The organism is Amycolatopsis sp. cmx-8-4 (assembly GCF_046548675.1).
In the GTDB taxonomy this organism is placed as follows: domain Bacteria; phylum Actinomycetota; class Actinomycetes; order Mycobacteriales; family Pseudonocardiaceae; genus Amycolatopsis.
The window spans coordinates 406884-427072 of sequence record NZ_JAEBDZ010000002.1; the positions used below are offsets into that span (position 1 = coordinate 406884).

23 protein-coding genes are annotated in these 20189 nt (G+C 70.9%); 9 read left to right on the forward strand and 14 right to left on the reverse strand.

The window, feature by feature from the left end; translation table 11 throughout:
• Positions 1-144 precede the first annotated feature (144 nt).
• A complete protein-coding gene (locus ACLJQZ_RS04665; protein WP_410618790.1) occupies positions 145-1116 on the reverse strand; it encodes a hypothetical protein in 972 nt (323 codons plus the stop codon).
• 435 nt (positions 1117-1551) lie between these two features.
• Here ACLJQZ_RS04665 and ACLJQZ_RS04670 point away from each other — a divergent pair, with 435 nt between their 5' ends.
• The 4 genes from ACLJQZ_RS04670 (at position 1552) to ACLJQZ_RS04685 (ending at position 4089) form a co-directional block, all read left to right on the forward strand.
• Positions 1552-1752: a hypothetical protein gene (locus ACLJQZ_RS04670; RefSeq protein WP_410618791.1), complete on the forward strand. Its 201-nt coding sequence runs from the start codon at positions 1552-1554 to the stop codon at positions 1750-1752.
• Positions 1753-1977: 225 nt separating this feature from the next.
• Positions 1978-2901, forward strand: coding sequence for an alpha/beta hydrolase (locus ACLJQZ_RS04675; protein ID WP_410618792.1), 924 nt, complete (start codon positions 1978-1980; stop codon positions 2899-2901).
• Positions 2902-2904: 3 nt separating this feature from the next.
• Positions 2905-3195, forward strand: a complete 291-nt coding sequence (locus ACLJQZ_RS04680; RefSeq protein WP_410618793.1) for a hypothetical protein — start codon at positions 2905-2907, stop codon at positions 3193-3195.
• Positions 3196-3477: 282 nt separating this feature from the next.
• Positions 3478-4089, forward strand: a complete 612-nt coding sequence (locus ACLJQZ_RS04685; protein WP_410618794.1) for a TetR/AcrR family transcriptional regulator — start codon at positions 3478-3480, stop codon at positions 4087-4089.
• On the opposite strand, the gene ACLJQZ_RS04690 is transcribed toward ACLJQZ_RS04685, so the two are convergent.
• Together ACLJQZ_RS04690 and ACLJQZ_RS04695 are read right to left on the reverse strand one after the other, a co-directional pair.
• Positions 4086-4427: a UBP-type zinc finger domain-containing protein gene (locus ACLJQZ_RS04690; RefSeq protein ID WP_410618795.1), complete on the reverse strand. Its 342-nt coding sequence runs from the start codon at positions 4425-4427 to the stop codon at positions 4086-4088. The two genes, ACLJQZ_RS04685 and ACLJQZ_RS04690, sit on opposite strands and share 4 nt — an antisense overlap.
• Before the next feature lie 67 nt (positions 4428-4494).
• Positions 4495-5451, reverse strand: coding sequence for a helix-turn-helix transcriptional regulator (locus tag ACLJQZ_RS04695; protein ID WP_410618796.1), 957 nt, complete (start codon positions 5449-5451; stop codon positions 4495-4497).
• Between the two features lie 111 nt (positions 5452-5562).
• Between ACLJQZ_RS04695 and ACLJQZ_RS04700 the strand changes: the two genes are divergently transcribed.
• Both ACLJQZ_RS04700 and ACLJQZ_RS04705 read left to right on the forward strand, forming a co-directional pair.
• Entirely contained in the window at positions 5563-6021 is a 459-nt protein-coding gene (locus ACLJQZ_RS04700) for a nucleoside deaminase (protein ID WP_247049268.1), read from the forward strand.
• Between the two features lie 35 nt (positions 6022-6056).
• A complete protein-coding gene (locus ACLJQZ_RS04705; RefSeq protein WP_410618798.1) occupies positions 6057-7019 on the forward strand; it encodes an isopenicillin N synthase family dioxygenase in 963 nt (320 codons plus the stop codon).
• Here ACLJQZ_RS04705 and ACLJQZ_RS04710 read toward each other — a convergent pair.
• Positions 7016-7570: a dihydrofolate reductase family protein gene (locus ACLJQZ_RS04710; protein WP_410618800.1), complete on the reverse strand. Its 555-nt coding sequence runs from the start codon at positions 7568-7570 to the stop codon at positions 7016-7018. The genes ACLJQZ_RS04705 and ACLJQZ_RS04710 overlap by 4 nt on opposite strands.
• Positions 7571-7636: 66 nt before the next feature.
• Positions 7637-8908: a diguanylate cyclase gene (locus tag ACLJQZ_RS04715; protein ID WP_410618801.1), complete on the reverse strand. Its 1272-nt coding sequence runs from the start codon at positions 8906-8908 to the stop codon at positions 7637-7639.
• Positions 8909-9145: 237 nt separating this feature from the next.
• On the opposite strand from ACLJQZ_RS04715, the gene ACLJQZ_RS04720 reads away from it, so the two are divergent.
• Both ACLJQZ_RS04720 and ACLJQZ_RS04725 read left to right on the forward strand, forming a co-directional pair.
• Entirely contained in the window at positions 9146-10105 is a 960-nt protein-coding gene (locus tag ACLJQZ_RS04720; protein WP_410618803.1) for a chitinase, read from the forward strand.
• Positions 10106-10268: 163 nt separating this feature from the next.
• Positions 10269-10826, forward strand: a complete 558-nt coding sequence (locus ACLJQZ_RS04725; RefSeq protein ID WP_410618804.1) for an HD domain-containing protein — start codon at positions 10269-10271, stop codon at positions 10824-10826.
• Here ACLJQZ_RS04725 and ACLJQZ_RS04730 read toward each other — a convergent pair.
• A complete protein-coding gene (locus tag ACLJQZ_RS04730; protein WP_410618806.1) occupies positions 10814-11290 on the reverse strand; it encodes an NUDIX domain-containing protein in 477 nt (158 codons plus the stop codon). The two genes, ACLJQZ_RS04725 and ACLJQZ_RS04730, sit on opposite strands and share 13 nt — an antisense overlap.
• Positions 11291-11299: 9 nt before the next feature.
• The gene (locus tag ACLJQZ_RS04735; RefSeq protein WP_410618807.1) at positions 11300-12037 is read right to left on the reverse strand and encodes an XRE family transcriptional regulator; all 738 of its coding nucleotides are present in this window, start codon (positions 12035-12037) and stop codon (positions 11300-11302) included.
• A gap of 185 nt (positions 12038-12222) precedes the next feature.
• Here ACLJQZ_RS04735 and ACLJQZ_RS04740 point away from each other — a divergent pair, with 185 nt between their 5' ends.
• The gene (locus tag ACLJQZ_RS04740) at positions 12223-12480 is read left to right on the forward strand and encodes a zinc finger protein (protein WP_410618808.1); all 258 of its coding nucleotides are present in this window, start codon (positions 12223-12225) and stop codon (positions 12478-12480) included.
• Between the two features lie 169 nt (positions 12481-12649).
• On the opposite strand, the gene ACLJQZ_RS04745 is transcribed toward ACLJQZ_RS04740, so the two are convergent.
• The 7 genes from ACLJQZ_RS04745 to ACLJQZ_RS04775 all read right to left on the reverse strand — a co-directional run bounded on the left by ACLJQZ_RS04745 (position 12650) and on the right by ACLJQZ_RS04775 (position 20183).
• On the reverse strand, positions 12650-13150 hold the full coding sequence (locus tag ACLJQZ_RS04745; RefSeq protein ID WP_410618809.1) for a hypothetical protein: 501 nt from the start codon (positions 13148-13150) through the stop codon (positions 12650-12652).
• Positions 13151-13288: 138 nt separating this feature from the next.
• Positions 13289-15070 (reverse strand): murein biosynthesis integral membrane protein MurJ, encoded by a 1782-nt coding sequence (gene murJ / locus ACLJQZ_RS04750; protein WP_326947939.1) that lies wholly within the window; start codon positions 15068-15070, stop codon positions 13289-13291.
• A gap of 97 nt (positions 15071-15167) precedes the next feature.
• Complete coding sequence (locus ACLJQZ_RS04755) at positions 15168-15425, reverse strand: hypothetical protein (protein ID WP_326947938.1); 258 nt, start codon at positions 15423-15425, stop codon at positions 15168-15170.
• 180 nt (positions 15426-15605) lie between these two features.
• Positions 15606-16208, reverse strand: coding sequence for a TetR/AcrR family transcriptional regulator (locus ACLJQZ_RS04760; protein WP_410618811.1), 603 nt, complete (start codon positions 16206-16208; stop codon positions 15606-15608).
• Between the two features lie 3 nt (positions 16209-16211).
• A complete protein-coding gene (locus ACLJQZ_RS04765; RefSeq protein ID WP_410618812.1) occupies positions 16212-17045 on the reverse strand; it encodes an SDR family oxidoreductase in 834 nt (277 codons plus the stop codon).
• A gap of 10 nt (positions 17046-17055) precedes the next feature.
• Positions 17056-18222 (reverse strand): acyl-CoA dehydrogenase family protein, encoded by a 1167-nt coding sequence (locus ACLJQZ_RS04770; RefSeq protein ID WP_410618813.1) that lies wholly within the window; start codon positions 18220-18222, stop codon positions 17056-17058.
• Positions 18219-20183: an acetyl/propionyl/methylcrotonyl-CoA carboxylase subunit alpha gene (locus ACLJQZ_RS04775; protein ID WP_410618814.1), complete on the reverse strand. Its 1965-nt coding sequence runs from the start codon at positions 20181-20183 to the stop codon at positions 18219-18221. Before ACLJQZ_RS04775 ends, ACLJQZ_RS04770 begins: the two co-directional genes overlap by 4 nt.
• Positions 20184-20189 lie beyond the last annotated feature (6 nt).

A 20189-nucleotide genomic window follows, 5' to 3' on the forward strand; every position in this document is an offset into this window, starting at 1 on the left:
CCAACCGGCGTCGAAAGTGTTCAGCAGGTCGTTCCGGCCGCCCGTTCGCCCGGCGACCGATCGGCCTCCACGTCGATCCGCGCTGCCACGTCACGCATGCGGTCCTGCCGCAGCGGCCCAGGCGGTGTCCGGCACGGACGCCGGCTAGGTGCACGGAACGCCTTCCGCGAAGGTCGTGGGTACTCGCACGGGCGACCAGGGCACGCTCAGCGTCCACACGCCGAGGGCCTTGACGAAACCTTCGTCATCGCCGGGCTGAAGGGCGGCGACCACGTCGGACTTCGAACCAGAGCGACCTGGACCGGTGATCACCATCGGCCCGAACGGGCTCGTCTCCCGGCAGTGCCGGCGTCCGGAGGGGGCCACGACACAGAAGACGTCGATCTCGGTGCCTGAAGCATCTCGAGGCATTTCGATGTGGGCACAGGGGTCGGGGTGCGGCTCGGCGCCGGCCCGGCCCCCGGATCTCCGGCACGCCGCGACCAGTTGCTCGATCCGTGCCAGCCGGTTCCGGGCCGCCCACCGCTCGGCCACCGAGCGGCCCCTTCCCCACGCGCGATTCAGCCACCCGGCCGCGCCGTCCGGTAGCGGGCCGGATCGTCCGTTCCCCAACACGCGGGTGACGTCGAGGATCTGCCAGGCACGGGACGCACTGACGCCCGGTTCCTGCGGGAAAGGCAGTACTTGGAGCGCTTCGGCCCGGCCGGCGGCGTCTGCGGCGAGCTCGTCGGCGACCGTGAGCCGTTGAGCTCTGCTCAGCAGAGGCAGCACGTCCGGAAGGCAGGAGTGCAGCATGTCGGTCACATCGGAGAAGCTCCACTGGCTGACGTGGCGGTAGCCGGTGCCGGACAGGCTGATCTGCGGGATGGTGTCGTCGGGACCGCGTAAGTGGCTGATGAGCTCGGCGATGCCGGCCTCGATGACCGGGTAGGTGTCGAGCCAGGGTGCCGCGTCCCACGCGCCCTCGGACAGATGCGTCAGGTAGGCGGCGAGATCGCCGGCCACGTCGCTGTCGTCGAGGGTGGTGACCTTCCGGGTGTGATCGGTATACATTCCGGGCCAAGTGGCGAGAACGGAGAAGCGGCGGCCGGAGGCCAGAACGCTGTAACTGGTCAAGGGCGTCTCCTGAGCGCGGACCACTGACGGCGCCGGCCGTCAGGCGGCACCGTCTGCAAATGAGGGGGTCCGGGAGCCCCGCGGCGCGACCGCCAAGCCAATCCGTGGGCAAGAGGTTAGCTCATCGCGCGCCGGCTCTTCCACGCATGCTCCAAGCCTGGCCGAGCGGTCGGCATGGCCAGGAGACATCGGTCGCTTTGTCATCGATCCGCCGTGTGTCACATGTCGACGGTCGTTCCATCGGCACGAAGTTACCGTCTTGATGGCCGCGTGCATACATGGCGCGGATGTCGAAGTTGTCAGGATTCGATCAGTTCGAGACGAGGTACACTGCGGTCCATTCTGGACAGTTAGTGGCCAAATAGTGGATGGTCACCCGCCTGGGGATACGGTTGCATCGAACCGGGTGGCAGAAGTCGCGAGTGGTCGACACTCTTGTCCGAACTTCGGGAGGCGGCATTGAGCCGGGCATCGTTCACCTACGTCGGCCTGGATGGCGAGGCGCGATCGGTCACGCCGGACATCCGCGCCGACCGCATCGACCACTCCCGTCGTCCCGCGCAGTGTGACAGCACCTCCGCGGCAGCGGATCCGCCCGAGCCGAGCGAACAACCAGCCGACGTCGAACAATGCTGATGCGGCACCCGCCGTCGGCGATGCCGACCGAGGCGTGCGGGGCATCGGGATGCAACCACGCCCGGACGTGACCCAGCTCGATGCCGTGGTGCACCAGCCGAGCGCGGCCGAGCGGAACCGGAGTCATCACGAGTCCCGCACGGCTGCCGGATCGGGCCGCCACGCTGACCACGAACCCGGTTCCCTTGCCCCACAACGACAACCGTCACCACAGAGGACATCGCCATGACGCATGACCAACGCCAGGCCCTGCTGGACATCCTGCGGCACGCCCCGCTCGACATCGGTGGTGACCTCGGCGAGCAGCGCGTGATCTTCCACGACATGATCGCGTCGGTGCCCTTGCCCGAGGACGTGTCGACGAGCCCCGGCGAACTCGGGGGCGTCCCGGTCCTCACCGTGGAGACGCCCCACATCGACCCGTCGACAGTGATCCTCTACTTCCACGGCGGCGCCTATGCCCTCGGCTCCGCCGCCGACGGCGCGGGACTGGCCGCCGACGTGGGCCGCCGCGCCGGTGCGCGCGTCATCTCGGTGGATTACCGGCTCGCGCCGGAGAGCCCGTACCCGGCCGCCGTCGACGACGCGGTAGCCGCCTACCGGGCGCTGCTCGACCAGGGCACGCCCAGCGCCGCGATCGCGTTCGTGGGCGAGTCCGCCGGCGGGGGCCTGGTCGCCGCGACACTCGTCGCGATCAAGGCCGCCGGCCTGCCCCAGCCGTCGTCGGCCACGGTCTTCTCGCCGTGGGCCGATCTGACCGTGTCCGGCGGCTCCGCGGCAGGCAAGTCCGATGTGGACCCCGCACTGACCGCGGACGGCCTCCGCCGGCGCGCCTCGGACTACCTCGGTGACACCGACCCGGCAACGCCGCTGGCCAGTCCCGTCTTCGCCGACCTGACCGCGATAGCACCGCTGCTGGTACAGGTCGGGTCCTACGAGATCCTGCTCGACGACGCCGTCCGGCTCGCCGCCCGCGCCGCCGAGCACGACGTCGAGGTCCAGTTGCAGGTGTGGCCCGGCCTGCCGCACGTCTTCCAGGGTTTCGCCGCGCTGGTCGACGAGGCCGATGCCGCCCTCGACGCGGCGGCCACGTTCATCAAGGCGCACGTGCGGGTCGAGGCCGTGCCGGCGCTGGCCGAGCGAGCCTAGGCGATGGCCGCGCGGCCCGGGCCGGTCTTGAGCTGGGCTCGGTCTGCCCGGTACGCCGAGTTGCCGGCCGACCTCGCCACCGCTCCTCGCAAGGCGGTCCCGGCCGTGCACCGCCTGGCGAGCTTGCCCGGCAGCGACGTCGACGACGTGCAGCCGTTCTATCAGGACGACGACGTCGCCGTGGTCGAGGCCGCGCCGGCCTGGACCGATCGGCCCGGCGCCGCGCTGGGCACGTTGCTCGGCTACGCCGACGTCCGCGAACGCGCGTCGCGCATCTCCCTCGCTCCTGAGTGATGTGCCGGGACGCGGTGGTGCGGGGCGCACTTCCCCTGCGGCCGCACCACCGCGGTACCGACCCTACCAGATTGTCGAACGTACGTTCGACTCAGGCGGGTATTCGACGCTGACTCCAGGCGTCGAACCTGACCGTCAGGGCACTAACCCGAGTGGCATGACATCCCCTTTTCGGGGATGTATCCCCAGATCCACGGACAAAGCGGCCGCTTACACTGGACACGACCGGGGTGCGCCGTCTAGTCCGTCACCCGTGGGTGCGGCGTCTGAGAGGATCACCCGATGACGATGTCCCTGTCGGCCGAGCTGTGGCCCGACGTGCAGCCCGAGACCGCCAGACGGCTGATGCTGGCGGGGGTCGAGGCGTTCGCCGAGCGCGGGTACCACGCCACGACGACCCGGGACATCGCCGCCGCCGCCGGAATGAGCCCCGCCGCGCTCTACGTGCACTTCCCGTCGAAGGCCGCGCTGCTGTTCGCGATCAGCCGTTACGGCCACGAGCAGACGCTCGCGCTGGTCGAGAACGTCGTCGCCAAGGTGTCCGACCCGGTCGAGCGGATCCGGCTGATCGTCGAGGACTTCGTCGCCTGGCACGCGCGGCGCCACACGGTGGCCCGGGTCGTGCAGTACGAGCTGCAGGCGCTGCCCGAAGAGGAGTTCAAGGTGGTCGCCGAGCTGCGGCGCGGGATCGAGCGGATCGTGCGCGAGGTGATCGCCGAAGGCGCCCGCGTCGGCGCGTTCACCGTGTCGGACCCGCACGTCGCGGCCCGGGCGGTGCTGTCGCTGGGTGTCGACGTCGCCCGCTGGTACAGCGAGCGCGCCCGCCAGACCCCGGCCGCGCTCGGCAAGGAGTACGGCAGCCTGGTGCTGCGGATGCTCGGGGTGCCGGCCTAGCCGTTCAGGTGCTGCTGCCAGTCGCCGGGCAGCCGGTCGGTCGGGCCGGGGATCGGCTGGTCGGCGGGGTGCGAGTCCGGGGCGGTCAGCTCGGGTCCCTCACTGACGGTCTCGGTCTCGAAGTTCCAGAACCAGGACTCCCCGGGCTCGAAGCTCTGGATGTAGGGGTGCCCCGACGCCTTGAAGTGCGCGGTCGCGTGCTGCGACGGCGAGGTGTCGCAGCAGCCGACGTGCCCGCACTGCGCACACCGGCGCAGGTGCACCCACCACCCACCGGCGGCGTCGCACTCGAGGCAGCCCACCCCCGTTGGCGCGACCGACGGATCGATTCCAGGCACCGAACTCACAGTCACCCTCCGGGTTGCCGACGACCACTCGTGGCGAGCCTACCCGGCACGGCGCCCCTCAGCCGACGGCGCGCGCGAAGCGGTCGGCGATCAGCCGAAGGCGCTCCACCAACCCCTCCGGCGCCTCCTCGAGGACGAAGTCGTACCCCCACTGCGCCAGGTGGAACGGCACCACGTCCAGGTTGTTCGCCCCGGTCCGGACGCGGCAGCTGTGGTCGTCGATCGGCTCCACCACGCCACTCGTGGGCGAGATGCGCGTCGACACCTCCGACGCCGGTGCGGCCACCCGCACCACCAGCTGGTGCGGGTACGGCGTGGTCGAGATCGAGCGGGACACGTACGCCGCGATGTCCTCGGCCGGTGGCTCGCGCGGGGTGAAGCGGAAGCTGGCCGCCGGCTCGCCGGTGATCCGGTCGACGCGGAAGGTGCGCCAGTCCTGTTTGCCGAGGTCGAAGGCGACCAGGTACCAGCGCCGGCCGGTGTGGACCAGGCGCAGCGGCTCGACCGACCGCTCGGTCTCCGCGCCGGCGCGGTCGCCGTAGCCGAAGCGCAGGCGCTCGTGGTCCCGGCAGGCCGAGGCGATCACGGTGAGCACCCCGGCGTCGACCGTCGGGCCGCTGCCCGGCAGCGAGACCGTGGCCGCCCCCAAGGCGCCGACCCGCGGCCGCAGCCGGGCGGGCAGCACCTGCTCCAGCTTCGCCAGCGCGCGCACGGACGTCTCCTCGATGCCGCTGACCGTGCCGTTCGCGGCCGTGCGCAGGCCCACCGCGACCGCGACGGCCTCGTCGTCGTCCAGCAGCAACGGCGGCAGCGCGGCCCCGGCGCCGAGCCGGTAGCCGCCGGCGACCCCCGGTGTCGCGTGCACCGGGTAGCCCAGCGAGCGGAGCCGTTCGATGTCACGGCGGATCGTGCGGACGTCGACGTCCAGGCGCGACGCGAGGTCCGAGCCCGGCCAGTCCCGCCGGGCCTGCAGCAGCGAAAGCAGCCTGAGCAGTCGCTCCGAAGTGCCGTACATGACACGCAGTGTGCCAGACATCGAGGACAGTTCCGGTCCTCGATCGGCCGGATGGTGCAGTCGGGTGGTCAAACACTTGCCAGGCACGGCTCCGGGCGGTGAGAGTGGCGCATGCCGATCGACCCTGCCGCCCTGCTCGCCGTCGCCCGTGAAGAAGCCGAACTGGGCCGCGACGAGGGTGGTGTGCCGATCGGGGCCGCGTTGTTCGACGCCACCGGCACCCTGCTGGGCCGCGGGCACAACCGGCGCGTGCAGGACGGCGACCCGTCGACGCACGCCGAGACCGCGGCGTTCCGCGACGCCGGCCGCCGCCCCCACTACCGCGACACGATCATGGTCACCACGCTCTCGCCGTGCTGGTACTGCTCCGGGCTCGTCCGTCAGTTCGGTATCGGGCGCGTGGTCATCGGCGAAGCCGAAACGTTCCACGGCGGGCACGACTGGCTGGCCGGTCTCGGCGTGGAGATCACCCTGCTCGACGACCCCGCTTGCACCGCGCTGATGACGGAGTTCATCGCCGCGCGCCCGGACCTGTGGTTCGAGGACATCGGAGTCGAAAAGTCCACATAGGACATCGCTGGGACATTTCTGTGCGAGGAGCACGTATGCCGTCATCCGTTCCGCTCGTGGATCTCTCGCCGTGGTTCACGGGCACGTCCGAGGGCCGGGCCGAGGTGGCCGAACAGGTCGACCGGGCGCTGCGGGAGTCCGGCTTCCTGCTGGTCACCGGGCACGGCGTGCCGGACGACCTGCGCGCCGGGGCCCGTGAGCAGGCGCAGCGGTTCTTCGCGCTGCCCGAGGACGTCAAGCAGCGCTACGCCGTCACCGTCGGCGGCCGCGGCTGGCTGCCGCCCGGCGTCGAGGCCAACGGCTACGCCGAGGGCACCGAAACCCCGCCCGACCTGAAGGAGTCCTTCTCGGCGGGCGCCGACCTCGGCGTCGGCGTCGCCGAGATCGACGGGTTCTGGTTCCAGCCCAACGTCTGGCCGGCCGAGGTGCCGGGGCTCGCCGAGACGGCCACCGAGTACATGCGCCGGATGCGGGCGCTGTCGGACCACCTGCTGGAGATCTTCGCCGCGGCGCTCGGCCTGGCCGAGAGCCACTTCACGCGGCACACGGCGCACCCGACGTACACGTTCAACATCAACTGGTACCCGCCGATGACCCACGTCGGCGCCCCGGAACCCGACCAGTTCCGGATCGGCCCGCACACCGACTTCGGCACGGTGACGGTGCTCGACCGCCAGGCGGGCGTGGGCGGCCTGCAGGTCTACACGGCCGACGGCGAGTGGGAGGACGCGCCGTACCACCCGGACGCGTTCACGGTGAACATCGGCGACCTGATGGCCCGCTGGACGGGCGACCGCTGGCGCTCGACCCGCCACCGCGTCCTGCCCCCGGCGGCGACGGCCCCGGACGAGGACCTGGTGTCCCTGGTCTTCTTCTACGAGACCGACCACGACGCGCGGATCACGTCGCTCGCGCCGCCGCTGGGCAAGCGGATCTACCCGGAAGTGATCGCGTCGGACTACCTGAAGGACAAGCTCGACGCGATCACCATGAGCTAAGCGGCCGGCGCGTAGATCAGCTCGAGTACTCCCGACGGGAAGGCCGTGCTCTTCACCAGGCGCAGGTTCAGCGGCGCGTCCAGCTCGGGGAACAGGGCCGCGCCCCGGCCCGTGGCGGCGGGGAGCATCCACAGGCGGTACTCGTCGACCACGCCGAGCTTGATCAGCGAGCGCAGGAACCCGGTGCCGCCGGCGGCGACGAGGTCCTTGCCCGGCTCGGCCTTGAGCTTGGCGATCTCCGCCGCCGTGTCACCGCTCGCGATCCGGGTCTCGGGCCAGTCGTCGGCGGACTCCAGGGTGCGGGAGAACACGACCTTGGGGATCTCGTTCATGGCCTTGGCGGACGGGTGGTCCGAGGTGGGCCAGAACCCGGCCATGGCCTCGTAGGTGACGCGGCCCATCAGGAAGGCCCCGGCCTCCCACAGCCCGTCGACGAAGTACTTCTCCTGCTCGGGATCGTCGACGCCCATCATGACGTCCCGGATCCCGTTGTCCGCGTCGGCGCTCTTGCCGTCGATCGAACAGTAGAACCCCAGAATCAGCTTCCGCATCACGTGCCTCCTCGCGCGTGTTCCTCGTGCGAGACGGTAGGCAGCACCGGCGGGGACGGGTCCCCGCTAGGCCGGATCCGCGCAGAACGTCCGGTTGCGCCCCGCGGCCTTCGCGCGCAGCAACGCCGCCTCCGCGGCCCGGAGCGCGTCCCCCAGCGGCTCGTCGGCCGCGCAGCCCGCGACGCCGATCGACACCGTCACGCCGACGAACTGGGGGCCGTCGCCCGACGCCTTCAACGCCACCAGCGTCGAGGCGATCCGCAGCCGGATGCGCTCGGCGATCGCCATCGCGTCGAACCGGCCGGTGCCGGGCAGCAGGACCGCGAACTCCTCGCCGCCGGAGCGGCCCACGAGATCCGCGGCGCGGACCTCGTCGCGCAGGGTGTCGGCGACCGCGCGCAGCACGGCGTCGCCGATGCGGGCGCCGTAGCGGTCGTTGAGCTGGCGGAAGTGGTCGAGGTCGAGCAGCAGCAGGGCCTGGCCGGGACCGTGCCGGCCGAGGCGCGTCACCTCGGCTTCGGCCGCGCCGCGCCACGACGCGGCGGTCAGCACGCCGGTGCCGGGGTCGAGGGTGACGTGCTCGCGGCGGCCGCAGCCCAGACCGCCGCGGTGCAGCACGACGGTGGCGCCGGCCAGGAACGGCACGAGCAGCGGGGCGGCCAGCGCGGCCCAGCCGAACAAGACGCCGAACGCCGTCATCGCGGCGTCGAAGGCGTGCCCCGGCGCGGCGTCGCGGGGCGGGCGGGGGCCGTCGGCGGCGGTCACGAGCGCGGCGTTGACGGCGAGGAACGCCAGCCCGGCGAGGACGAGCAGGGCGACGGTGCGGGCGTCGAGGGTCGCGGCGAGCGGCTTGACCCCGGTCGCGGTGAGGAACGCCCCGGCGACGAGTCCCGCCAGCGCGGTCGACGCGGCGCCGAACACCTGGCGGTAAACGGGTCTTCTGCGGACCCGGAACCATTGGTGCAGCGCGGCGAGCACGACCAGCGCGACGGCGAGCCCCGGCCGGAGCACGACCACCCCGGCGAAGACCCACGGCGTGTCGACGCCGGGCCCGAGCAGCGTGTCCTCGCGGTGGCGTTCCACCGGCCGCGACAGCTCCGCGGTGACCAGCATCCCGCCCGCGAGCAGGGCGAACGGCGGCAGCATCGAGGCGAGCGGCGGAAACCGGACGGCGGCGAGGACCACGGCGACGACGGCGAGCACGTCCACCACGACGACGAAACAGACCTGGGTCCGGCGGGGCAGGCGCCACAACGCCCAGCGCTGCAGCGGCACGGCGAGCAGGGACCGGCCGGGTCGGCGTCCCCCGCCGGCTGCGACCGTGGAATCCCCCACCATTTCGGCAAACTAGCCGGAATGCCGCGCTCTGTCACTCCGCCTTCAGGGGAATCTCACCTCGCCGCGAATTCCGGGACGCACGGGAGCCGTACGCGCACGGTGCGTCATATTTCCGACCGAAGAAGGGTTGACACGCCACATTGGTCTAGTCCACTGTGTGTGGCACAGCGCTCCTCCCGGGATGATCCCGCCGCCTCAAACCGGAGGTGCTCCATCCTGTTCAGTTTGGAGGACCCCATGAAATCAGTGCGCCGTCTGGTGACCCTCGCCGTCGCCGCCGGAGCCGCGATGGCGACGGCGGTGGGCCTCGCCCCGCAGGCCATGGCCGCGGTCGACCCGGTGCTCGCTTCCCCGTACCTGTACCAGTGGGGCGGCCAGACCAGCCCCACCGCGGCGATGTCCGCGACCGGGGTGAAAGCGTTTACCCTCGCCTTCGTGCTGTCCGACGGGACGTGCAACCCCAAGTGGGACGGCAGCCGTTCGCTGACCGGCTCGGACAAGACGCTGATCACGAACATCCGCAACGCGGGCGGGGACGTCATCCCCTCCTTCGGCGGCTGGTCCGGCACCAAGCTCGGCTCGAAGTGCACGTCGGCTTCGGCGCTGGCGGGCGCGTACCAGAAGGTCATCGACGCCTACGGGCTCAAGGCGATCGACCTGGACATCGAGAACACCGACGAGTTCCAGAACAACACGGTGCAGGACCGCATCCTCAACGCGGTCAAGCTGACCAAGCAGGCCAACCCGAACCTGAAGGTCGTCATCACCATCGGCACCACCACGACCGGCCCCGACAGCTGGGGCAAGCGCCTGATCACGCAGGCCAAGGCGATCGGTGCCCCGGTCGACGTCTGGTCGGTCATGCCGTTCGACTTCTCCAGCGGCGGTGACATGGCCGCCATGACGAAGTCCGCGGTCGACGGGCTGAAGAACCAGCTCAAGACGACGTTCGGCTACACCGACGACACGGCGTACCGGCACAGCGGCCTCTCCTCGATGAACGGCAAGACCGACAACGCGGGCGAGACGGTCACGGTCGCCAACTTCACCTCCATCCGTGGTTACGCGACGAGCCACCACCTGGGCCGCTTCACGTTCTGGGCCACCAACCGCGACTGCAGCGGCGGCGGCGAGTGCAGCGGAATCACCCAGGACAAGTACGCGTTCACCAAGATCGTCGCCGGTTACGCCGGCTGACACAGCGCCCGTAGTGGGGCAGTCGAGGGCCCTCTCACCGGCATCGGGGTCGGTGAGAGGGCCTTCGCGGTTACTTGGTTTCCGCTCAGCGGGAAGTGACGCCGGATTCGGTTTCCGGTGAGCGGGAACCGGATTCCGTCACACGGGCCGGTAGCCTGACCCCATGCCCGACGAGCCGAGCCCGGCGGACGCCGCGAAGCTCGCGCGCGGACTGGTCGAACCACTCGGCGACCGCTGGGCCCACGTGCAGGCGGTCGCGGCCCGCGCCGCAGAACTGCTCCCGGCGGTCTCGCCGCCGGACCGGGACCCACTCATCAGCGCGGCCTGGCTGCACGACATCGGCTACGCCCCCGAGATCGGCGCCACCGGCTTCCACCCGCTCGACGGCGCCCGCCACCTGCGGCACCTCGGCTGGCCGGATGTCGTGGTCAACCTGGTCGCCCACCATTCCGGCGCCCGGTTCGAGGCCGCCGAACGAGGACTGACCCCGGAACTCGCGGCCTTCCCGGTGCCGGCGGGATCGTGCCTCGACGCCCTGGTCACCGCGGACCTGACCACCGGCCCCCGAGGCGATCGTCTCGGCTTCGCCGAACGGATCGCGGAGATCCTGGAGCGCTACCCGGCCGATCACCCAGTTCACCGCACCTGGACGAAAGCGGCTCCGGTGCTCCGAGAGTCCGTCAAGCGAACCGAAGAACGCCTCGCGGCTCAGCCGAGGTAGGGCGCCGTGCGGCTCTCGTCCAACGCGTGGTGGATACGCAGCCGCATGGACGGATGAATGTCCAACGTGTCCAGGGCATCGGGCTCGACCCACCGGACGGCCCTCGTCTCGGTGCCGTCTTCGCGTGGTGTCCCACCGGTCCACCGCGCCTCGAAGCACAGGGAGAACTGCTGCCGGACTTCACCATCGCTGTAGGCCATCACGTGCCGCGGATCGGTGTAGGTCCCCACCAACCGCAGCACTTCGACCGCGAGCCCGGTCTCCTCCCGAACTTCGCGGACAACGGTTTCCGTGATCCGTTCACCCACGTCATGACCGCCGCCCGGCAGTGCCCACCGGTTGTTGTCGATCTTGTGGATGAGCAGGACGCGGCCTTGGCCGTCACGGACGACCGCGGTCACCGAAGGCACCACGCTGGTGGCCGTGGGCGCCGCAGGATCGTTGAAGTAGTCGACTCGGCCCATCACAAGCTCCTATCGGATTTCGGGTACACCGGCCGCCCACGCCCGCTCGAAGGCCCGGCGATAGTGCTCCCAGATCGGTCCGGCAGGCGTTCGCCTCAACTGCCACACCGGGCTCTGGCCGGCCAGCGCGCCCAACGTGTGCCCGTTGACGAGCAGGTCATCGTCGAACCGGTAGAGCGAGTTGTAAAGCGTTTCGCCGTGCGTACGCACCTCGACACCGTCCAGACCGGCGACCTCGGCCAGATACCGGCGCATCAGCTGAACCCGGCCTTCGAGGCCGCCGGGTGTGCCCTCCTCGACGGCACGGCGGATCACTGCCGGAGCCGACTGGTCGCCGACCAGAAGGCGAAATCGCACGCCGGTCGCGGATTTCGCTCGGATCAGCGCAACGAGGTCGTACTGTTCGACCAGGAAAATACCGGAGAAGACCTGCAGGTCCATCGCCTCACGAAGGCCGCCGAGCAGGTTCGTCCAAGTCATCGCGGTGATCGCCGAACGCGACGGGTACAACCGGAAAAGTTCCGTCTCCCCCGAACGGGCCTGGGTGTCTTCGAACAGCGACGGCCACAAATCGACCTCACGACACTCCAGCACTTCAACGACTTTGTGCCGAGTCGCCCGGTGCGGTACTCGCTCGCGGCTGATCCACCGCTCGGCCGTCTTCGGATCGACATCCACCGCGGCCGCGAGCTTCTCCACCGTCAGGTTGACGGCGAGCATCGCTGTCCGTAGCCGGTCGTTGGCCATACGTCATATTCCCACGGGGGCGTTTCGGACGTTTCCCTCGGGCCAATTCGCCGGCGAAACGTCCCCGCCAACGCGGTTCCCGAGTCCTTCGATGCGCGGTTTCCTCAAAACATGACGTCCAGGGATCGCCCGATCACCGCACCAGGCCGGTCGAACGCAGCGCCCGATGACCCAGGAGCGGCGCGATGCCGTTGAGCGTTCTGCTCGACCTCGACCGGCTCCACCTCGTGGCCCACGGCGAACGTCATCGAGCCGCGCTCGCCCGCGTACCCCGCCCCGGCGACGCGATCACCATGTTGTGCGGCTACACGGACCTCGTCGAATACACCGGCCGTACGGCCGACTTCGTCGGAGTTCGGACGTGCTGGCCATGCGATCTGGCCTACCGGCGGCAGCTCGGGCTGTGCGTCCCTCCGGACCATCCTGGAGCACGCCGCCTTTGACCGTCACACCGGCGCGATATCCGTCACCTACCGTCGGTCCATGACGACGACCGGCAGCACCCCACTACGGCGCCAAGGTCGTCGCGCTCACGTCCGGCGCGGTCGGGTTCGTGCTGGCCAGGCTCGGGCTCGCCGATATCGCCGGCGGGACCTACCTGCCGCTGCGGCGTCAGCGGGTGTGACCGCCGTGGTGGTCGCCGCCGCCGTAGGTCGAGTAGCCCGGGTTCAGCGTGCTCAAGTCCACTGTGGTCGGTGGCGGCACGGTGGTCGTCGGCGGCGGGATCACCACCGTCGACACGGCGGGTGACGGCGTCGGTGTCGGCGTCGGTGTCCGCTGGGCCTGCATGACCACCGGGGACGGCGTGGTCGTCTGCGTGGGCACCGCGAGCGCGCTCGACGACGGCGTGCCGGTGGCCGGCTGCAGCTGCGGGAAGGGCGTGGATCCCGGGATCGGGTCGGGCCGCACCACCAGCGCGAGCACCAGCCCGCCCAGCACCACGGTCACCGCCGACGCCAGCGCGATCCGGCTCGCCACGCCGCCCGGCTCGCGGTTCCGCCGGGCCGCCACCCGGGCCGAGCGCGAGCCCGGTTTCCGCGGCCGGACCCCCGCCTGCCGGAGCAGTTCGTCGACCGAGACCCGGTCCCGCCGCCTGCGCGCGCTGCGCGTCATGAACGACCTCCACCCCTTCGCTGATCCCGCTGGATATTAGGAACCGGCGCCGGAATTGTAAACGTGCTGATCGCAGCCCTCTCGTTATCGTTTCGAGACATCCGGAACGCGGATCCGGCCGTAGTCGTCACCAAGGGTTCAGCGACGCAGCAGCCCCGCCACCCGGCGGGTCACGGGCGTGAACTCGGGCAGCTTCACCAGCGCCAGGAGGCCGAACGGCACGGCGATCCCGAGCAGGCCCTGGATCGGCAGCTTCACCCACGCCGCGGGGATCACGCCGAGCGAGCCCGGCACGGCGTAGCCGGCGAGCACCGCGGCCAGCACCCCGAGCCCGCTCACGCCCAGGGTGATGAGCCCGACCCGCAGCGAGCGGCGGCTGCGCAGGTGCCCGAGCCGCACCCACAGCCAGACCTGGCCGAGCACGGCGCCGACGACGAACCCCGCGCCGTTGACCAGCATGACGCCGTAGACGATGTGCTCACCGTCGAGCAGCCCGCGGCAGAGGAACAGCAGCGGGATCTTCACGGCGGTCATGACGAGCATGATCAGCGTGGGCGTGCGGGCGTCCTTCATGGCGTAGAACACCCGCAGCTGCAGCATCACCAGCGCGTAGGGCAGCAGCCCGACCGCGGAGACGGCGAGGGTCTGGCCGAGCCGCTCGGCGTCGTCGAGGGTGCCGCGGCCCCAGGTGAAGATCGCGACGCCGATCGGCGTGCCGACGACGGCCAGCGCGGCGGAGATCGGCACGAAGAGCACCGTGGAGATGCGGGAGGCGAGCGAAAGGTCGCCGACGAGCCGCGCGGTGTCGCCGTCCGCGGCGGCCCGGCTCATCCGCGGCATGAGGGCGGTCAGCAGCGAGACGCCGAGGATGCCGTACGGCAGCTGGAAGAGCAGCGACGCGTAGCTGTAGGCGGTGACGCCGCCGCCGGTGCCGCCGGTCAGCACCCGGGTCGTGACGACGAACCCGACGTGGCTCACCACGACGTACCCGAGGATCCACGCGGCGAGCCCGCCGAACTCCTTCATCCGCGGGTCGAAACCCCAGCGCCAGCGGAACCGGAAGCCGGTGCGCAGCAACGCCGGGATGAGCACCAGCGCCTGCACGACGATGCCGAGCGTCGTGCCGAAGCCGAGCACGAGCAGCTTCGGGTCGCTCATCCGCACCGGGTTGAGCGTCAGCTCCCCCGGCATCAGCGCGAACACGACCAGCGTGGCGGTGACGACGACGTTGTTCAGCACCGGCGCCCAGGCCGGCGGGCCGAACACGTTCTGGGCGTTGAGGATGGCCGACATCAGCGCGAACAGGCCGTAGAACAGGATCTGCGGCAGCAGCAGGTACGCCAGCGCGGTGGTGAGCCCCGGGTTGGCCTCCGCTGACGATTTGTCGACGTAGAGAGCGGTGAACAGCGGCGCGATGGCCACCGCGACGGCCGTCCCGACGGTGAGCAGCACCAGCGCCATCGAGAGGAGCCGCTGCGTGTAGGCCCGGCCGCCGTCGGCGTCGTCCTGCGAGCGGACCAGCAGCGGCACCACGACACTGGCCAGCACCCCGCCGAAGAGCAGCTCGAACACGATGTTCGGCAGGGTGTTGGCGACGGTGAAGGCGTCGTTGACGATCCCGGTGCCGACCACGGCGGCGAGCAGCAGCTTGGCGACGAAGCCGGTGATCCGGCTGACGGTCGAGGCGATCGCCATCCGCCCGCTCGAGCGGGCCAGCGAGGCGCCGGCCCCTTCGCTGCGACCGGCCGACACCGGCGACGCGGGTGGCCTCGCGACGATCTGGGTGGCGAACTCGTCGTACGGCCGCCGGGAGACGTCGAGGTCGCGGGTCGGCCAGTGGTGGCCGCGCAAGTCACTGGGGAGGAAGATCGTCGCTTCCTCGTCCCCCGGCTTCGTGGCCGGGGGGTCCTGATCCGCCATGGCACCACACTGCCAGGTCAGGGCCCTGAGCGGGTACGGCGGTGGTCACCGAACGTGCGAGCGAACCCCGCGACGCTCAGTGACGGCGGCTCCGGGCTCAGGCGGCGAGGGTGATCTCCAGCGCGGCCCGGCCGGCCTCGGTCAGTTCGGCCGCGACGCGCCCGACGGCGCCATCGGCGGCGGGACGGACGTAGCCGCCGTGGGCCAGCGCGTGCGCGGTCATCTGATCGCAACAGGCGAATCCGTCTACGAAGAGGTCCGGCTCGCAGCTGCACGACATCTCAGCACGCCCGGCTGCCACCGCCCTCAGCATCGCCATCGCGCGGTGGGTGAGCTCGACTCCTGAACCGGACACCGGACTGCCTTTCTGCTTCGTGACCTACTACTACGAGTCATCGTCCATTGGGCCAATTGTGTTAGCTACAGCACTAGGACGTTTACTAGACCTTGGCGGTTCCGGCCAGTCGGCGGAGCGGGGCCCGGGGCGGTCAACAGGGCGAAAAGTGGCCTGGACCAGTGTGTCGACGGCCGCCGGTCAGCTCGCGGCTTCAGCCATGCGGAGTTCGAGGGTCTGCGCCCACTCGCGCACGATCTGCCGCCGCCGCCGGGTGTCGTCGGTCAGCAGGTTCGCCAGGCCCAGGCCGCGGGCGAGGTCGAGCGTGGCCTGGACCAGCTCGCGCACTCCCGCCCGGGACTCGTCGACGCCCAGCAGCTCGACGGTCACCCGGTGCGCCTCACGGCCGACCCGGGCCTCCAGGGGCACCAGGACGTCCCGGAGCGCCTCGTCCGTGGCCGCGACCGCCCAGAGCTGCAACGCGGCCCGGAACAGCGGCCCGGTGTACAGGTTCAGCACCATCTCGACGACGCGCTCGATGCGCGACGACCCGCTCGGCAGGTCCGCGGCCTGCGCGCGCAGCTCGTCGATCTGGGCCTCGCCCAGGAGGTCCACCGCCGCCGCGACCAGGTCTTCCCGCGTCGGGAAGTGGTGCTGCGCGGCGCCCCGGGAAACGCCCGCGCGTTCGGCGATCACGGCGACCGTGACCCCGTGCCAGCCGCGCTCGCCGAAGCTGTCGAGCGCGGCCTCGATGAGCCGCCGCCGGGTGGTGCGGCTGCGTTCCTGCTGCGGTTCGCGGAGCATCGGCTACGCCGGATCGACCCAGAAGTCGAGCTGGAGGTCGTCCTCGGAGCCCCCGATCCGGTACTTCGCGAAGTCGGTCACCCCTTCGGCGCGCAGGACCTCGTCGTCGAGGAAGAAGTTCCCGGTCGCCTCGCGGCTCGGCTTGGTGAGGATCGCGTAGGCGGCGTCGGCCATGATCTCCGGCGTGCGGCTGCGGTCGGCCAGCTCGGCGCCGACGACGTTGCGGATCGCCGCCGTGTCGATCGTCGTGCGCGGCCAGAGCGAGTTGACCGCGACGCCGTCCGCCTTCAGTTCCGCCGCGAGGCCGACGGTCACCAGGCTCATCGAGTACTTCGCGATGCTGTAGGCGAGGTGGCCGGCGGTGAACCACTTCTCGTCGAGGCTGATCGGCGGCGACAGCGTCAGGATGTGCGCGTTCGCCGAGGCCCGCAGGTGCGGGATGGCCAGCTTGGACAGCAGGAACGTCCCCCGCGCGTTGATGTCCTGCATCAGGTCGTAGCGCTTCATGCTGACCTGCTCGGTCGGCGTCAGGTCGATCGCGCTGGCGTTGTTCACGACGATGTCGATGCCGCCGAACTGCTCCACGGTCTTCGCCACCGCCGCCGCGACCCCGTCGTCGTCACGGACGTCGCCGAGGATCGGCAGCGCGTGCCCGCCGGCCTTCTCGATGGCTTCCGCGGCGGTGTAGATAGTGCCGGGCAGCTTCGGGTGCGGTTCGGCGGTCTTGGCGAGCAGCGCGACGTTGGCGCCGTCGGCCGCGGCGCGTATGGCGATCGCCTCACCGATGCCGCGGCTCCCACCGGACATGATGATCGTCTTGCCGTCCAATGTGGACATGTCGACCCTCCTAGTAGGACTTGGGCAGGCCGAGGCTGTGCTGGCCGACGAAGTTGAGCACCATCTCGCGGCTGACCGGGGCGATCCGGCCCAGCCGGACGGCGGTGACCAGCGTGCCGAGGCCGTACTCGGTGGCCAGGCCGTTGCCGCCGTGGGTCTGCACGGCCTGGTCGGTGGCGCGGATGGCGACCTCGGCGGCGGCGTACTTGGCCATGTTGGCCGACTCCCCCGCGCCGAAGTCGTCACCGGCGTCGTAGAGCGAAGCGGCCTTCTGGGTCATCAGCTTGGCCAGTTCCAGCTCGATCTTGATCTCCGACAGCGGGTGCGCGAGCCCCTGGTGGGCGCCGATCGGCGTGCCCCAGACCTGCCGCTGGTTGGCGTAGGAGACGGCCTTGGCCAGCGCGTACCGGGCGATGCCGAGGGAGAACGACGCGCCCATGATGCGTTCCGGGTTGAGGCCGGCGAACAGCTGGGCGATCGCCGCGTCCTCCTCGCCGACGAGCGCCTCGGCCGGGAGCTTGACGTCGTCGAGGAACAGCGAGAACTGGTCCTCCGGCGCGACGATGTCCATCGGGATCACGGTGTACTCGAACCCGGCCGTGCCCGTCGGCAGGATGAACAGCGCGGGCTTGAGCCGGCCGGTCTTCGAGTCCTCCATGCGGCCGACGACGAGCACCGCGTCCGCCTCGTCGACACCGGAGATGTACACCTTGCGTCCACTGAGGACCCAGCCGTCGCCGTCGCGCTTGGCGGTGGTGGTGATCTTGTGCGAGTTCGACCCGGCGTCCGGCTCGGTGATGGCGAAGACCATCCGCTTGCTGCCGTCGGCGATGCCGGGCAGCCACTGCTTCTTCTGCTCTTCGGTGCCGAAGCGGGAGATCACGGTGCCGCAGATCGCCGGCGAGACGACCATGAGCAGCAACGGCGAACCCGCGGCGGCCAGCTCCTCCAGCACCGCGGCGAGGTCGGCGATGCCCGCGCCCCCGCCGCCGTACTCCTCGGGGATGTTGACGCCGAGGTAGCCCAGCCGGCCGGCCTCGTCCCACAGCTCGTGGGTCTTCTCGCCGGCGCGGGCCTTGCGCGCGTAGTACTCGTGGCCGTACTTGGTGCCGAGCTCGGCGACGGCCTTGCGGAGCGCGATCCGCTCTTCGGGCTCGATGAAGTTCATCGCGTTCATGCTTCTTCTCCCACCACAGCTTCTCCGACCACAGCCAGAATTGTGCCGACTTCGACCTGCTGCCCGACCGTCACCGGCAGCTCCGTCACCACGCCGTCCGCGGGCGCCGCGATCCGGTGCTCCATCTTCATCGCTTCGAGCCACAGCAGCGGATCGCCCGCCTTGACCGGGTCCCCGGCCTGCACGGCGAGCCGGACGACGGTGCCCGGCATCGGCGCGACCAGCGAGCCCGCCGCCAGCGCCGCGTCCGGGTCGGCGAACCGCGGCGCTGCCGTCAGCGCGACCGAACCGAGCGCGGAGTCCACATAGGACACGCCGTCGTGCCGGGCGACGTCGAAGGTGCGCCGCACGCCGGCGACGTCCAGCACGACCCGACCGGGCTCGGCGCCGACCAGCTCGGCGTCGTAGCCCTCGGCCCGCAAGCCGTCCCGGCCGAGCGTGTAGACGACCTCGTACTCGCGGTCGCCGATCGAGAAGACCTTGCGCTGCCCGGCGGACCGGACGTTGCGCCAGCCGCTGGGCAGCCGCCCCTGCGTGCGCGCCCCGGCCCGGTTCGTCGCGGCTTCCGCGAGTGCGGCGGCCAACGCCGAGAGGCGCTCGGTGTCCACAGTGGCCAGTGGTGCGGCCAGCGTGTCGAGACCGTGCCGGTCGAAGAAGGCCGTGTCGGTCTCCCCGGCGAGGAAGGCGTCGTGCCGCAGGATGTTGACCAGCAGGTCGCGGTTGGTGACGACGCCGTGGATCTTCGTCGCCGCCAGGGCCTTGGCGAGCCGTCGCGCGGCCTCGGCGCGGGTCGGTGCCCAGGTGATCACCTTGGCCAGCATCGGGTCGTAGTGGACGCCGACGACCGAACCGCTGACGAACCCGGAATCCAGCCGCAGCCCCGGTCCGCGGGTGAACGAACGGTCCACATCGGGCACTTCGAACGTGTGCAGCGTGCCGCTCTGCGGCTGCCAGTTCTCGGCCGGATCCTCGGCGTAGAGCCGGACCTCGATGGAGTGCCCGACGGTCGGCGGCGGGTCGGCGGGCAGCCGTTCCCCGTCGGCGACGCGCAACTGCAGCGCCACCAGGTCCAGGCCCGTGACGTTCTCGGTGACCGGGTGCTCGACCTGCAGCCGGGTGTTCATCTCGAGGAAGTAGAACCGCCCGTCCGGCCCGGCGAGGAACTCGACGGTGCCCGCGCCGACGTAGTCGATCGCCTGGGCCGCCTTGCGCGCGGCGTCGAACAGCTCCGCGCGCATGGCGTCGTCGACGAACGGCGACGGCGCCTCCTCGACGACCTTCTGGTGCCGGCGCTGGATCGAGCACTCCCGCTCCCCCACCGCCCACACCGTGCCGTGCCGGTCGGCCAGCACCTGGACCTCGATGTGCCGCCCGGTCTCCAGGTACCGCTCGCAGAACACGGTCGGGTCGCCGAACGCGGACGCGGCCTCCGCGCTCGCGCCTTCCACGGCCTCGGCCAGCTCGTCGAGGGAGCGGACCACGCGCATCCCGCGGCCACCACCCCCGGCGGACGCCTTGACCAGCAGGGGCAGATCTTCCGACGTCACCGACGCCGGGTCCAGTTCGGACAGCACCGGCACACCGGCCGCGGCCATCAGCCGCTTGGACTCCACTTTGGAGCCCATGGTCTCGATGGCCTCCGGCGGCGGCCCGACCCAGGTCAGCCCGGCGTCGAGGACGGCGCGGGCGAACGCGGCGTTCTCGGACAGGAAACCGTAGCCGGGGTGGACGGCGTCGGCGCCGGTGTCCGCGGCGGCCTTGACCAGCAGCTCGGCACGCAGGTACGTCTCGGACGGCGCGTTGCCGGGCAGCCGGACGGCCGCGTCGGCTTCGAGGGTGTGGGGTGCGGCGGCATCGGCGTCGGAGAACACGGCGACCGTGCCGATCCCGGCGTCGCGGCAGCTCGAGAAGACGCGGCGGGCGATCTCGCCGCGGTTGGCGACCAGCAGGTTCTGGATCATCGCTCA

Bases quoted from the DNA above. Each gene is read 5' to 3' on its own strand.
- ACLJQZ_RS04710 (WP_410618800.1), bottom strand. From the start codon at position 7,570: ATGCGGAAGCTGATTCTGGGGTTCTACTGTTCGATCGACGGCAAGAGC.
- ACLJQZ_RS04775 (WP_410618814.1), bottom strand. From the start codon at position 20,183: ATGATCCAGAACCTGCTGGTCGCCAACCGCGGCGAGATCGCCCGCCGC.
- ACLJQZ_RS04765 (WP_410618812.1), bottom strand. From the start codon at position 17,045: ATGTCCACATTGGACGGCAAGACGATCATCATGTCCGGTGGGAGCCGC.
- ACLJQZ_RS04695 (WP_410618796.1), bottom strand. From the start codon at position 5,451: ATGTACGGCACTTCGGAGCGACTGCTCAGGCTGCTTTCGCTGCTGCAG.
- ACLJQZ_RS04715 (WP_410618801.1), bottom strand. From the start codon at position 8,908: ATGGTGGGGGATTCCACGGTCGCAGCCGGCGGGGGACGCCGACCCGGC.
- ACLJQZ_RS04735 (WP_410618807.1), bottom strand. From the start codon at position 12,037: ATGGCCAACGACCGGCTACGGACAGCGATGCTCGCCGTCAACCTGACG.
- ACLJQZ_RS04680 (WP_410618793.1), top strand. From the start codon at position 2,905: ATGGCCGCGCGGCCCGGGCCGGTCTTGAGCTGGGCTCGGTCTGCCCGG.
- ACLJQZ_RS04760 (WP_410618811.1), bottom strand. From the start codon at position 16,208: ATGCTCCGCGAACCGCAGCAGGAACGCAGCCGCACCACCCGGCGGCGG.
- ACLJQZ_RS04700 (WP_247049268.1), top strand. From the start codon at position 5,563: ATGCCGATCGACCCTGCCGCCCTGCTCGCCGTCGCCCGTGAAGAAGCC.
- ACLJQZ_RS04725 (WP_410618804.1), top strand. From the start codon at position 10,269: ATGCCCGACGAGCCGAGCCCGGCGGACGCCGCGAAGCTCGCGCGCGGA.
- ACLJQZ_RS04675 (WP_410618792.1), top strand. From the start codon at position 1,978: ATGACGCATGACCAACGCCAGGCCCTGCTGGACATCCTGCGGCACGCC.
- ACLJQZ_RS04685 (WP_410618794.1), top strand. From the start codon at position 3,478: ATGACGATGTCCCTGTCGGCCGAGCTGTGGCCCGACGTGCAGCCCGAG.
- ACLJQZ_RS04745 (WP_410618809.1), bottom strand. From the start codon at position 13,150: ATGACGCGCAGCGCGCGCAGGCGGCGGGACCGGGTCTCGGTCGACGAA.
- murJ (WP_326947939.1), bottom strand. From the start codon at position 15,070: ATGGCGGATCAGGACCCCCCGGCCACGAAGCCGGGGGACGAGGAAGCG.
- ACLJQZ_RS04740 (WP_410618808.1), top strand. From the start codon at position 12,223: ATGCCGTTGAGCGTTCTGCTCGACCTCGACCGGCTCCACCTCGTGGCC.
- ACLJQZ_RS04730 (WP_410618806.1), bottom strand. From the start codon at position 11,290: ATGGGCCGAGTCGACTACTTCAACGATCCTGCGGCGCCCACGGCCACC.
- ACLJQZ_RS04770 (WP_410618813.1), bottom strand. From the start codon at position 18,222: ATGAACGCGATGAACTTCATCGAGCCCGAAGAGCGGATCGCGCTCCGC.
- ACLJQZ_RS04720 (WP_410618803.1), top strand. From the start codon at position 9,146: ATGAAATCAGTGCGCCGTCTGGTGACCCTCGCCGTCGCCGCCGGAGCC.
- ACLJQZ_RS04705 (WP_410618798.1), top strand. From the start codon at position 6,057: ATGCCGTCATCCGTTCCGCTCGTGGATCTCTCGCCGTGGTTCACGGGC.